The organism is Ruegeria sp. HKCCD6647-2, assembly GCF_057221075.1.
Genome location: NZ_JBWVBD010000008.1, coordinates 63,237 through 76,184 on the forward strand (window position 1 = coordinate 63,237; position 12,948 = coordinate 76,184).

General features: G+C 58.3%; 11 protein-coding genes. 3 read left to right on the top strand and 8 right to left on the bottom strand.

Annotated elements, in window-relative coordinates; genetic code table 11:
- Positions 1-60 precede the first annotated feature (60 nt).
- The gene (locus tag AC2TDJ_RS18870; protein ID WP_480844231.1) at positions 61-981 is read left to right on the top strand and encodes a LysR family transcriptional regulator; all 921 of its coding nucleotides are present in this window, start codon (positions 61-63) and stop codon (positions 979-981) included.
- Here the strand turns inward: AC2TDJ_RS18870 and AC2TDJ_RS18875 are convergent.
- From AC2TDJ_RS18875 to AC2TDJ_RS18895, 5 genes are all read right to left on the bottom strand, one after another.
- A complete protein-coding gene (locus AC2TDJ_RS18875) occupies positions 978-3,386 on the bottom strand; it encodes a GcvT family protein (RefSeq protein WP_480844232.1) in 2,409 nt (802 codons plus the stop codon). The genes AC2TDJ_RS18870 and AC2TDJ_RS18875 overlap by 4 nt on opposite strands.
- Positions 3,387-4,091, bottom strand: a complete 705-nt coding sequence (locus tag AC2TDJ_RS18880; RefSeq protein ID WP_480844233.1) for a maleate cis-trans isomerase family protein — start codon at positions 4,089-4,091, stop codon at positions 3,387-3,389. It abuts the gene before it with no gap.
- A gap of 2 nt (positions 4,092-4,093) precedes the next feature.
- Positions 4,094-4,528, bottom strand: coding sequence for an SRPBCC family protein (locus AC2TDJ_RS18885; protein ID WP_480844234.1), 435 nt, complete (start codon positions 4,526-4,528; stop codon positions 4,094-4,096).
- 11 nt (positions 4,529-4,539) lie between these two features.
- On the bottom strand, positions 4,540-6,045 hold the full coding sequence (locus tag AC2TDJ_RS18890; protein ID WP_480844235.1) for a trimethylamine methyltransferase family protein: 1,506 nt from the start codon (positions 6,043-6,045) through the stop codon (positions 4,540-4,542).
- Between the two features lie 249 nt (positions 6,046-6,294).
- Positions 6,295-7,173 carry a LysR family transcriptional regulator gene (locus AC2TDJ_RS18895; RefSeq protein ID WP_480844236.1) on the bottom strand — a complete coding sequence of 293 codons (879 nt, stop codon included), beginning with the start codon at positions 7,171-7,173 and terminating at the stop codon, positions 6,295-6,297.
- 103 nt (positions 7,174-7,276) lie between these two features.
- Here AC2TDJ_RS18895 and AC2TDJ_RS18900 point away from each other — a divergent pair, with 103 nt between their 5' ends.
- Positions 7,277-8,005, top strand: a complete 729-nt coding sequence (locus AC2TDJ_RS18900) for a TSUP family transporter (RefSeq protein ID WP_480844237.1) — start codon at positions 7,277-7,279, stop codon at positions 8,003-8,005.
- 18 nt (positions 8,006-8,023) lie between these two features.
- A complete protein-coding gene (locus AC2TDJ_RS18905) occupies positions 8,024-9,034 on the top strand; it encodes a D-cysteine desulfhydrase family protein (RefSeq protein WP_480844238.1) in 1,011 nt (336 codons plus the stop codon).
- A gap of 129 nt (positions 9,035-9,163) precedes the next feature.
- Here the strand turns inward: AC2TDJ_RS18905 and AC2TDJ_RS18910 are convergent, their stop codons facing one another.
- Genes AC2TDJ_RS18910 through AC2TDJ_RS18920 form a run of 3 tightly spaced genes read right to left on the bottom strand, consistent with a single transcriptional unit; the run spans position 9,164 to position 12,946 of the window.
- A complete protein-coding gene (locus AC2TDJ_RS18910; protein ID WP_480844239.1) occupies positions 9,164-10,969 on the bottom strand; it encodes an aminopeptidase P family protein in 1,806 nt (601 codons plus the stop codon).
- Positions 10,962-11,957 carry an ABC transporter ATP-binding protein gene (locus AC2TDJ_RS18915; RefSeq protein WP_480844240.1) on the bottom strand — a complete coding sequence of 332 codons (996 nt, stop codon included), beginning with the start codon at positions 11,955-11,957 and terminating at the stop codon, positions 10,962-10,964. The genes AC2TDJ_RS18910 and AC2TDJ_RS18915 overlap by 8 nt, the downstream gene beginning before the upstream one ends.
- Complete coding sequence (locus tag AC2TDJ_RS18920; RefSeq protein WP_480844241.1) at positions 11,954-12,946, bottom strand: ABC transporter ATP-binding protein; 993 nt, start codon at positions 12,944-12,946, stop codon at positions 11,954-11,956. The genes AC2TDJ_RS18915 and AC2TDJ_RS18920 overlap by 4 nt, the downstream gene beginning before the upstream one ends.
- Positions 12,947-12,948 lie beyond the last annotated feature (2 nt).

Sequence of the window (12,948 nt, forward strand, 5' to 3'; positions counted from 1 at the left end):
CAAAGTTGAAAGGCAATTAAGAAAATTAGCAGTTATTGTGAATTTTCTTCAGGTGAAGTGATGGCCGACGGCCCTTTTCTCGATCTTCGGCACCTCAAAATGATACAGGCCATAGCGAAACACGGACGTGTAACGGATGCTGCCGAGGCACTGGGCGTGACTTCCTCAGCCTTGTCCCATCGCATCAGAGAAGCAGAGCGGCGGCTGGATCTGGTCCTGTTCACACGGATGCACAAGCGATTGCGCATGACACCGGCCGCCGAATACCTGGCAGATATGGCCGAGCGCGTTCTGAGTGAAATGGACCGTGCAGAACGCGATGTTCGGCGGATGGACCGCGGCGTCGAGCACGTGGTGCGTATCGGCGTTGAGGCCTACAGTTCCTATCACTGGCTGCCTGGTTTCAACTCGTACCTGCGCGCCCATTTGCCCGGCGTCGAGTTACAGGTGATGGCAAACGTCGCGCGCGACCCCATCCAGGCGCTAACAAATCGGCATGTTGATTTAATTGTCACCTCAGGCAACGCGCAGCCAATCGGGACGTATCAATTGCCCCTGTTCACAGATGAGTTGTTGTTCATCGTGCCACCGGATCATCCCCTGGCCGGAAAGTCATTTGTTGATGGTTCCGATATCGAAGGCGAAGAGTTCATCACCTATGCCTTGACGCCGGAACCTGATCGAGAATTCGCGCGGTTGTTCCGCCCTTCGGAAAGTTATCCGCGCTGGGCTGCAACAGTTGAACTTCCCGAAGCCATTGTTGAGCTTGTTGCCGCTGGTCAGGGCACCAGCGTGTTGGCCGGTTGGGCCGTACGCCCTGCGATCTTGGCGGGGCGCATTGTCGGAACGCGCGTCGGTGAAGATGGTATCGAGGTTTCGTGGCAGGCCCTTATTCGGTCAGAAGACAAGGACGCCGGACCAATATTGGAGGTTGGTCAGGCGCTTGCCGATTGGTCGGTCCGGAACGGCGGGTTTGGTTAGGCCCGCAACTTGCTGTTGTCGGAATCGTAGGCGTGGTGGTTATGACGTATGGCCGCACGCATGTCCCCGAAAGCCTGGATGTGGCAGGTCTGTCCAATCGCCAGCGCGCCATTTTCGACAAAACCAAGAGCCAATAGCTGACCTGTCCGATACCCCATCGAAACAGAAGTGAGATACCCAATGACCTTGCCCTCATTGGTGATCGGGTCCGAAGGCAGCGGTTCCGGCCCCGGGTCCGTGATCTCCAACCCGATGAATTGCCATTCGGGATCGGATTGAGCCTGCTGCACCACGGCTTCTCGGCCAATGAACGACCCTTTCGCCAAGTTGGCAAATTTCGCCAACCCGGCATCGAACAGAGTGTATTCTGTGCCGAAATCCGCACCCCAGCCGTGATACCCTTTTTCGATCCGCATGGCGTTCAACGCATAGGAACCGAAGTTGCAAATGCCATGTTCCGCCCCGGCCTTCCAGATTGCGGTGTAGAGTGCCACCAGATCGTGCGATGCAACGTGCAATTCCCACCCTAACTCGCCAACATAACTGACGCGCATTGCCGTGACGGATACCCCGGCAACGTCGATCTCGGCCACACTCATCCAAGGCGCATTCAGATCGGCGGATGTCAGGGACTGCAGCAGATCACATGAGCGCGGCCCCATCACCAACAATGCGCCGTCATGGTCATGGCCTTTTCTCAAAGTCACATTTGCCGGGCCGATACTGTCGGAAATCCAGTCAAAATCCCGGTCCACGGCCAAGGTCGGACCGCAGAGCAGAAACCGATCCCCGGCCAATCGCGCAATCGTCGCTTCGGACCATATGCGGCCTTGTGGTGTCAGCATGTAGGACAGGCGGACCCGACCTATGGGCGGTAGCGTGCCACAAACCAACCGGTTCAGAACATCGAAGGCATCCGGCCCTTCCAGAACGAACTTCGTGAACCCGCCGTGATCCATGATCCCAACGGCATCACGAACGGTTTCGCATTCTAGCCGAACGGCATCCTGCCAGGGTTCCTGCCCAAAGCTGAGTTCCCCGGTGTTCGTCATGCCATCGCGTTGGAACCAGAACGCACGCTCCCACCCGCCGATCTGCCCCATCACCGCGCCTTGTTCCTGCAAGCGCTCGTAAAGCGGGGTCTGGTTTACAGGCCGCCCGGACGACATGATCCGGTGCGGATAAGGAATTGCATATTGCAGGTCATAGTGTTCAGAAGCACGGGCTGCCGCATACTCGTGGGTGGCCCAGTTGCCGAAACGGCGCGGATCCCACGCCGACAGGTCCCACTCGGTCTCTCCCGCCGTCAGCCATTCGGCCATGGCCTTGCCGATCGCGGCCGAATGCGTGATGCCAATCTGAACCCCCGTCGCATGGTAAAAATTGCGTACCCCTCCGGCAGGCCCAACCAGCGGCAGCGCGTCGGGTGCGTAGGGGATCGGACCATTCACAAAGCGTTGCGCACCCGCCTCAGCCAGCAGTGGTACGTGTGATGCGGCGGCCTCGAACACCTCCATCATTCCGTCAACATCATCGGCAAACAGCTGGTGGTCAAAATCCGCAGGCACACCGTCCTGCCAAACCGGGCGGCCTTTATGTGCGTATGAACCCAGCAACAGGGCGTTGCGTTCGCGGCGCAAATAGAACCGAATATCCGGGTCGCGGATGAGGGGGAAAAGAGCTGCATCTTCCTCAAGTTGCGGCAATGCCGTCGTCACCATGTACTGATGTTCAAGAGTCACGACGGGTAGGTGCAGTCCCGCCATTTCAGCAATCATCGCGCCGCTGGACCCAGCCGCATTGATCACCGTCCCGGCCACCAACACCCCATCGGGCGTATCAACGTCCCATTCGCCATTTGGTCGCTGGCTCAGGCCGGTCACACGGGTGAAACGACGCACCTCGGCACCAAGCGCGCGCGCGTGTTTGGCAAGCGCCTGCGTCAGCTGGCTGGGATCGATGTCACCTTCGTATGGGTCCAGAATGCCTCCGAGAACGGTGTTGTCTGCCCGCCAGTAGGGATGCATCCGTTCGATCTCGGTCGGTGAGAGCATCGACAACTCAAACCCGGCTGAGCGGGATACGCCGCAGAGATGTTGGAAAAGCTGCATGCGCTCAGGCGTATGCGCGGGCCAGATGGCCGATGTATGCCGATAGGTAATCGGCGCCTCGGGGTCTTTCGCAAGTTCCTTGTAGAGCGACCAGGCATAATTTCCGGCGCGCATCCCAAGCCACGAATTCGCATAAGTCGGGATATTCCCCGCGGCGTGCCAGGTCGACCCCGCGGTCAGTTCGTTCTTTTCGATCAGAACCGTATCGGTGATGCCTGCCTTGGCCAGGTGATACAGGATAGCCGCGCCGACGGCCCCGCCGCCAATGACAACGACCTGAGCGTGTGTGCGCATCTAGTGTTGCTCCAACAATTTCCCAAAGCCTGAAACTGGATCGGTGATCCCTATGGCTCGCAGCGTTTGCCAGTAAACAGCCGCGTTGCAAGCCACGATTGGCTTGCCATGGGCTTGTTCAAGCTCGGCAATCAGCGCCACGACGGGAAGTGCCGTTCCGACCTGCAGAATGACATCGCAATCGGATGCGGCCACCTGAGCGAAGACCTCGCGAATATCGCTTAAAGGTGTCTCGCAGATTTCAGGCAATGTCGGCGCCTCGGTGCCTTTTATCGCGACGACTTCGAACCCTGCGGCTTCTGTGTTGGTTTTGACCACTGCGTCCACTTCGGTGTTAAACGGCGTCACGATACCAACCCGTTGCGCGCCCAGCACCCGTAGCGCCTCGTAATCCGCGCCGGACGCTGCCAACACCGGGACACCAACCTGTTCCGATATTTCGTCACAGCGAGCTTTCAGCTTGCCCGGACCACCCGGCCCCGCATCCGTGGTCAGGCCCACGGCGATTGCCACAGGTCGACAATCCATCAGTTTGGCGGCCTCGTCGGGCAAATCATCCGAGACTTTGTCTCCGCCCAGACGAAACCGTTGCATCTGATTTGTCACGCCTTCGGGGCGCAGCAGTTCGAGTTCCGGCTGGACAACGGTATTCATTGCCGGTGTCATGACGCCGATCACGGCGCGGGGGGCAAGTGTATCGGCCACTTTCAGTCTCCCTTCAAAAACGTGTTCAATCCGGTCATGCCGCCGATGTAGATGGCATCCCCAACAATCTGCTCCATCTCAGGCGCGACTTCCGCAGCGCAATCAAAATGGCTCTCCCATATTCCCAAAGTCTGGCGGGTTTGGGTGATCGGGATGAACCGGTGGGTCGAAATGTATCCGGTCACCGGAAGCGGGCTTTCAAGGATGTCGTAGGTGTAGAAATGATCGTGATCGGAATGCGCCAGCAAAGTTTCGCGAAAGATTGTTCCATCCGGAATATGAAGCTCCCGAATGGTTCCGGTGGATGTCGGCGCCCCGTTTTCCAACTCAGCCCTATCCACGCCCGGGTTCCACGCTGCCACACCGTCAAAGGCGCGCACAGCGGCCCAAACCCTGTCGATCTCTGCCTCAATGATCATGCTGCGAAATACGTGCATCTGAGTTCCTTTCATTGCTCAAGGCGGATGGGGAAGCGGGCGCGAATGCGGGCTTCGGCCTCGGCGCTTAAATGAGTGGGAGGCGGGCCTTTCAGAATCTCAGCGACCCGCAGCTGCGCCCGATCCCAGATGGAATGCTTGCCCGCATCAATCCAGTCATCGACGCTTTGCCGGTCGGCAAGAGAGGGATAGTAATAGTCGGATTTCATCCGATTGAGGGTCTCGGCCTCACCCAGATAATGCCCGTCCTGCGTGACCACGCGTTCAACCGCTGCCAGATCCAGCGTGGCATCTGACACTTCTATGCCCTTGATCGACCGCAGGATCGCGCCGCACATGTCATCGTCGATAACCATCGCTTCGGGGCTGGCCACCATGATTGACCCCAACATGCCAACCGAAAGGTTGATCATATCCGCGCCCGCATGACCTGCCAGCGCGACAGTGTATCCTTTCTCGTAACCAGCCTGCGCGTCCACGAGTTTGGAATCCGTCATTCCGGCCGAGACGGTTGATGGCAAACCGACATGCGCCAGAACCTGAGCCGCGGCCGCATTTGCAATCGCGGCCTCACCTCCACCGCCACTCATTGCGCCGGTACGCAGATCGGAAATGAACGGCATCAAGGCATAGATACAGGGAGCGCTTTTCTGGATTCCATCGACCACCACCAGTCCGGCAAGACATTCAGCCAATCCCTGCGCAAGAGCCCCTGCCAAGGTGACAGGGCTTGTTGCGCCAGCCTGCCCGGCAGAGCATATCTGTGGGATCATGCCGGCATTCACGGCTTTTTCAAGCATATGAATACCTTCGGCGGCATATGTCAGCGGGGGCACCACATGCACTATGACTGCCATGCAGAACGGCCGATCACGAAAGGCTCCGGTGCGACCGAGCGCCATGTCGAACATGTCAACGATCGGGTCGATGTGATCCGCGTCGCAAAAGCTGATACCGATGGGTTTGGAGGTCGCCTTCATACAGGCGAACGCCGAATTGACGTCCAGTTCAAACGGATCGGAAAGGTTACGGGCGACGACCGGACGTAATCCGTAGTGGATGTTCTGCGACGCCTCCAGAACGCGCATCAGGTCATAAAGATCGCCTACGTGACTATCGCGATAAGTGTTGGTTTCGGCGTCCAAAACCTGAACCGCTGCACCGCCAGTGCCGATGTGAACCGTCCCACCACCAATCCGCAAATCGCGTTCAGGAACAAAGCCGGGCAATGCAATCTGTTTTGGCGCGCGCGCAAGTGCCGACAGGATCATGTCTTTCGGAAAACACAGTCGGCCATCGCCGCGCCGTCTTGCGCCTGCCGCCAGCGCACGATTGGCGGCCATTTCCGGTAGATTGGCCATGCCAATGGTTGCGAGAATGTCAAACGCATGGGTCACGATCTTTGCGAGTTCCGCTTCTGACAGAGGGCGCAGATTTCCGCCCGCATAGAATTCCGGCGCGCGTCCTCGATCAGAGCCGCCTGCCTCGTTCTGCCGCTTTCTCGTGCGTCGCGCCATTCTCACTCCCCGATGGGGTCATTAGAATAGAAAATGATTGGTCTGAAAATTCAATAAAACGGCGTAGATGGTGAAAAAATCTCACATCAATGCATCGCGGATTCCTAACTGCCCATCGAAGGAATACCCTGCTGCACCTGCCTGGCGCCCGCCGTGAGTGTTTCAGTGTTTGATTGCCCTGGACCGCGTTGCGGCACGGTCGTGCCAAATGAACGTCCGAGGATTGTTGAACAGCGAATTCGCACGCGACTAGGTTTTCAACAATTCATTGGTGAAGTTCTGCAAGCCCGGAATGTCTTGTGACGCCGAGAGAGCAACCAACCGGATTGGCCAACTCAGGACTGACGTCAAAGGAGTGGCCGAAACCTTGGGGTTACTGGTTATGGCCAGGATTTCTTTGTCGACGATGGCGCGACCAGCCCCTTGCGCAACCATGCTGACAAGTGCGGTTTGAGTTTGTGACTCTGCCCGAACTTGGAACGATATGCCTTCCCGGTCGAACATGAATTCGACTGCACGACGGAATGGGCTAGACGGCGTCAGCATTATCTGTGGAACCGCTGCCAGTTCGGCCGCAGAAATGGTTTTTGCTCCGGCCATTGGGTCATTCAGCGGCAGAATGGCAACCGGTTGTATGTCCGCCAATCGGGTAGAAGCGAGGTTCGGGTCACCAGGGTCGGAAGAAATGACAGCGCAGTCAACGCGCCCCTCCCTCAGCGCTGCAAGGCCGTTCTTTTCATTCAGAACGTCGACATCCACTCGCAAGGCAGAATGGGCTGCCATGAGCTTTCCTGCCGCCACAGCAACCCGGGTATCCGCGACCGCCGGCACGGTTGCCACCCGCAGATGACCACCGGTTCCCGAGGCAATCTGCAAGGCAGTTTCGCGTATGCGTTCCAGTCCCTGATAGTGTCTTTGGACAGCTTGCTGAAGACTATGAGCGGCAGCCGTGGGTTCGAATTTTCGCCCGGACCGGTCAAACAGCGCCACACCCATTTCGGTCTCTAGCTCAGCTACGACCCGGCTGATTGCGGGCTGTGAGATGTGCAAGGCATCCGCTGCTTTGCGTGTTGAGCGATGGCGGTAGGCCATTCGGAACAGTTCGATCTGGCGGGCGGTGATGCGCATGGCAGTTGATAACATTTGAGTATCAAAAAATTCAACAAGATGATTTTTTGTCCAGCAACCGCAGTGTTAGTTTTCAGGGCATAAACCGCGATAAGGAAAAACCGTGCCCGTCGAACTCATTGTGCTGTTGCTTGCCATTACCGTCGGCGCCGGGATTCAAGTGGGGGTCGGGGTTGGCTTCAGTATTGTGGTCGCACCTGTGATGATGGTGCTGCTGGGAACGGACACTGCAGTGCCGGTGTTGCTGATGCTGAACACGATTGTATCTGTCGTGGCCACAGACCGAAAAGTCTGGATTCGTGACAAACCCCTGATCCGAAAGGCCGTATTTGGATGCCTGGCAGGAATCGTATTGGGATTGCTGATTTACCCTTACCTCTCGGAACGCACGGTTCTGTCACTGACCGCAGTGCTGCTCCTGATCGGAGTCGCCACTTCGATGATACCGCAGGGCAACACCGTTGGCCCATTGGGCTTCAAGGCGATCTCGGGTCTCTCGGGGCTGGCCACCGTGTGGGCGGCCACTCCCGGCCCGTTGATGGTACTGGGCCTGCTTGCGGTAGGCAGGACACCTCAGGAAGCCCGGAAACTGGTTCAGCCGGTGGCATTGGTTGCTTATGGCGCCGCATTCACGCTGCATTGCCTGTCGGACTGGCCGGCTTTTGCCAACGCCCCGTGGCTTTGGCAGTTTGCGCTCGCCACGGTATTCGGCTGCCTGCTTGGGCGCCTGATCGGCCCGCACCTACCGCAGCAAGCGATCTCGAACGCGATCCGCGTGATCTCAATTCTTGCCTGCGTAGCCCTGTTCCGGCGCGCCTATCTGGTTGGATGACGAAAGATGGTTAATCGAATGAACATTGACAAAGGGCTCGCAGAATTTCCCCGCGCGAAGCTGATGACCGGCACGACTCCGGTCGAACGTTTGGATCGACTGTCGGACAGCCTTGGAATCGAACTGTGGATCAAGCGAGACGATCTGACCGGCCTGAGCTTTGGCGGCAACAAGACCCGCCAGCTGGAGTTCTACCTTGGCGAGGCCGTACAGCAAGGGGCGGACACCGTTCTGATCACCGGCGCGGTGCAATCAAACTTTGTCCGGTCCGCAGCGGCGGCGGCTGCCCAATTGGGCATGGGTTCAATTCTGCAACTGGAAGAACGCGTGCTGGGTATGGGAGAGCAATACTACCAGTCAGGCAATGTATTATTGGCCCGGATTCTAGGAGCCGAGCACATGAGCTATCCCTTGGGTGAGGATGAGTCCGGCGCCGATGACGCACTGCACAGACGAGCGGAGCAGCTACTAGCCGAAGGCCGAAGGCCCTACATCATCCACCTTGGTATCGATCATCCACCGCTTGGAGCGCTGGGTTACGTTCTTGGCGCGACAGAGCTGCTGGAGCAGGTCAGTGAGTTCGACGCGGCAGTGGTGCCGTCGGGCAGCGGCGCGACCCATGGCGGATTTCTGACAGGCCTGCGGCTGGCCGGGCATACCGCACCGGTATACGGTATCTGCGTGCGACGAAATCAACACCAGCAGCATGCGCGCTTGCAAAAGGTACTTGGACATCTTTCAGACATGATGAAATTCGCCCCGGGCCTGGTTTTGGACAGTATCGACGTCTGGGATGGCGCACTTGCGCCCGGCTACGGGCGGATCGGCGAACGTACCCGTGAGGCACTGATATTGATGGCTCGCACCGAGGGCATCTTTCTGGACCCGGTTTACACGGCCAAGACTTTTGCTGGGCTTTTGGAACTGCTTGAGGCAGGCGTCATCGAGAAAGGCCAGAAAGTCATCATGCTGCACACCGGTGGCCTCCCGGCGCTATTTGGGTATCAGGAAGAGCTTCAATCGATCTGATTTACACCGGTGCCGTGGCTATACCGGACGACAGGCACTGCAAGACCCGAGGGAAACTTTGAAAGCATTGAGGTTGGTCGACCCGGGCAGCACGAATGCGTCAAACGAGCTTCTCCGACTTGGAACCGGTCAATCAATTGCCGCGCAGGCTGTTCGTGCCCAGGCCAAAGCGGGATCGGACAGGTAATGGCCGATCCGCTCCAATAAAGCGGCGTGGTACGTGTTCAACCAATTGCGTTCAGCGACAGTCAATTCGTCTACCAGGATCCTGCGTGTCTGAATCGGAATCCACGTCAGGTTTTCAAACTCAAGGAAGCCATCCTCGGCCTCGGAAATCTCGAACAGGTTTTCGATACGGATCCCAAACGACCCGGCCTGGTAAAAACCGGGTTCGATGGACAGAACCATACCCGGCACAAGGTCGATGGGATTGTAGGGTTTGCCGATACGTTGCGGGTGCTCGTGTACGGAAAGCCGATGACCGATGCCGTGTCCGGTTCCGTGATCATAGTCCAACCCGAGATCCCACAAGGGGCGGCGACAAATTGCATCGATGTGGTGCCCTTGCGTGCCGGGAGGAAAGCGCAGCGTTGCGATTGCGTGAAAAGCCTTGAAAACAGCCGTATAGGCCCGGTCGTACCCATCCGGAGTTTCCGCCCCAAATGCAAAGCTGCGGGTCGCATCGGTCGTACCGGTCTCGTATTGGCCGCCCGAATCCAAAAGATAAGTGCTGTCGCCGAGAATCGGTGCGCTGCCATTCTGTTGAGTTGCGTAATGGCACATAGCGGCATTTGCACCGGCTGCCGAAATCGTGCGGAAACTCTCATAGATGAAACCGGGTCGCGCGCGCCGGAATGACAAGATTTTCTCTTCCGCCTCATATTCGCTCACGTACTCGTTCCGAGTGGCGCGTGCTGGTACTTCGGTCGCAAGCCAGGCGCAAAACTCGGTCCAGGCCACACCGTCCTGAATATGGCAGGCGCGCATCCCTTCCAGCTCAACATGGTTCTTTCGTGCCTTTGCCAAGGTGACCGGGCTGCCGGCGGGCAGTTCCCGCGCGCCCACGCGTTTCAACGCAAACCGCACAGCAGCCGGGGAGAATTCCGGATCGAAAACAACACCTTGCCCAGACAAAACGCGGTTCTCAATAGTCGACAAAAATGAGTCTAGGGGTCGGATTTCCATGTCGGCTGGTAAATGATCCCTAAGACCCACGTCTATTTTTTGATCCGACACAAACCACGAGGCAGGGCCCGCTTTCTCGACCAGTAGAAATGAGTGCGGGATTGGATTGAAAGCCACGTCCGATCCACGAATATTGAGCAGCCAAGCGATGTTATCTGGTTGTGTCTCGACGACAAATTCGGCGCCGCGCGCGCGCATGTCGGCCTTAAGGTCGGAAATTTTGTCCACGCTGCTCTTGCCGGCAAACTGCAACGGAAACGGCTCGATTTTGCCTTGCGGTGGCGACGGCTGATCTGGCCAAATCGCGTCAACTGGGTTATCGCCGACAGCGACAAGCTGGGTATTGTGCTTTGCCAACGCATTTGAAAACCGGTCGTACCAGACCGGTGGCAAATGCATCGCATCAAACCCGATCTTCCAATTGCTTTGCGCGACCGTTGCCAGCCAGAGTTCCGGCGGTTCGTCGAAGAGATGATGATGCGAGAAGACCGGCGCCGAACATTGGCTCGCCGCCTGTACCACGTAACGCCCATCAACAAACAGCGCCACGGTCTCGCGCGTGACAATCGCCATACCGGCAGATCCGGTGAAACCCGTTACGTATTTCAGGCGCTCGTCATGCGGGGCAACATACTCTGCCTGATGTGCGTCGTAGCGCGGCAGAATGAACGCATCCAGATCGCGTCTCGCCAGCTCTTTTCGCAGGGCAGAAACAGCTGGGCGGCATTCGGTTTCCGGGGCGTCAAGCATCGGCATTGATCTCTTCAACATGATGGCAGGCAACTTCACCCCGGCCTTCGAACGGCATCAGAGCAGGCATGTTTGCCTTGCAGATTGCGCTGGCATGGGGACAACGAACGTGGAACGGGCAGCCGGACGGCATGTTCAGGGGCGATGGCAATTCGCCTTCCAGTCGGGTGGCTTGACCACGCTCGTCCGGGTTCAGGGAGGGTGCGGCAGACAGAAGCGCCTGACTATAGGGGTGCGCCGGAGCCGAGAACAGCGTTTCACTGTCGCCTATTTCAACGATCCGGCCCAGATAGATCACCGCGACGCGGTTCGAGACATGGCGCACCAGCCGCAGATCGTGGGCCACGAACAACACGGTCAGGCCCAGATCGCGTTGCAGGTCGAGCAGCAGGTTCACCACCTGAGCCTGAACTGAGACGTCCAGAGCCGAAACCAGCTCGTCCGCAATCAACACAACAGGTTCGACAGCCAGGGCCCGCGCAATCGCAATGCGCTGGCGCTGGCCGCCAGAAAACTCGTGGGGCAACTTGTCCTGCGCGTCCTGAGGCAGACGGACAAGTTCAAGCAATTCGGCGACCCGCGCCGGAATCTCGGCTTCGGGTCGCATGTCGTGGACACTCAGAGCCTCGGTCAGGATCTGGCCAGTTGTCATGCGCGGGTTGAGAGATGAATAAGGGTCCTGAAACATCATCTGGACGCGCCGGTTATAGTTGCGGTCCCCGCGGGTTGCGTCGTCAAATACATCGTGACCTTCGAACCGGATCGTTCCTTCACTGGGGGCGTGCAGGCGCACGATGCAGCGCGCAAGGGTCGACTTCCCGCAACCGGATTCCCCCACGACACCCAGCGTTTCACCGTGTATCAAATCCAGGTCGATACCATTGAGCGCCCGAACCTCGCGACCAGGCCGGCCCGAGAGGATATCTCCCAGCCCGCGCCCCAAAGGAAACCGCAAATGAAGGTCGCGGATTTGCATTACGGCGGTCATGCGGCGTTTCCTTCGGCATTTTTCACGGGGTTGAAACAGGCCACTTGTCTGTCATCTGCAATCAGGGTCAGGGGCGGCCGGTCTTGCAAACAGGGTTCAATGCAAGCTGCGCAGCGGGGGGCAAACGCACACCCCAGAGGCAAGTTATTCAAGCTTGGAGGTACGCCCGGCACGGAATATAGCGGCGTCCGGGGTGGCAGGTTTTCCGGAACCGATCGCATCAGGCCGACCGTGTAGGGGTGACGTGGGTCGCGCAGCACATCTCGGACTGGCCCCTGCTCTACGATCCGGCCAGCATACATGACGGCAACCTTGTCGCAGGTTTGCGCGACCACGCCAAGATCATGGGTTACCAGAACCACGCCCATGTCCAAATCCTGTGCAAGCCGCAGGATCAGATCCAGAATCTGCGCCTGAATGGTGACGTCCAGCGCTGTCGTGGGCTCATCCGCCAGCAACAGTTTCGGGTTCGCAGCAAGCGCGATAGCGATCATTACCCGCTGGCGCATACCGCCCGAGAACTGATGCGGGTAGTCCTTCAGCCGTTCTGCCGCCGAGGGGATGCCAACCAGATCCAGCATCTTGACCGCCCGATCCCGGCGCGCGGCCCGGGACAGGTCTGTGTGGGCGCGCAGTGTTTCCTCAAGCTGAAGGCCGACCGTCAGCAACGGGTTCAGCGACGTCATCGGCTCCTGAAAGATCATTGCTATCTCGCTGCCCTGAACCTGTCGCATTGCCCGATCTGAAAGCTGCACCAGTTCGCGCCCCTGCCACTTCACCTGCCCGCTGACATCGCCATATCGGCGCGCCAGACCAATGATCGAACGCAATGTCACGCTCTTGCCGGATCCACTTTCACCGACCAATCCCAGCACCTCGCCGCGTGCAACGCTGAAACTGACATCCCGCAGGGCCGGCAGTGGGCGCCCGTTACGGTGAAACGTGGTGTTCAACCCGTCAACTTCGAGGATCGGTGTCTTGTCTGCCATCC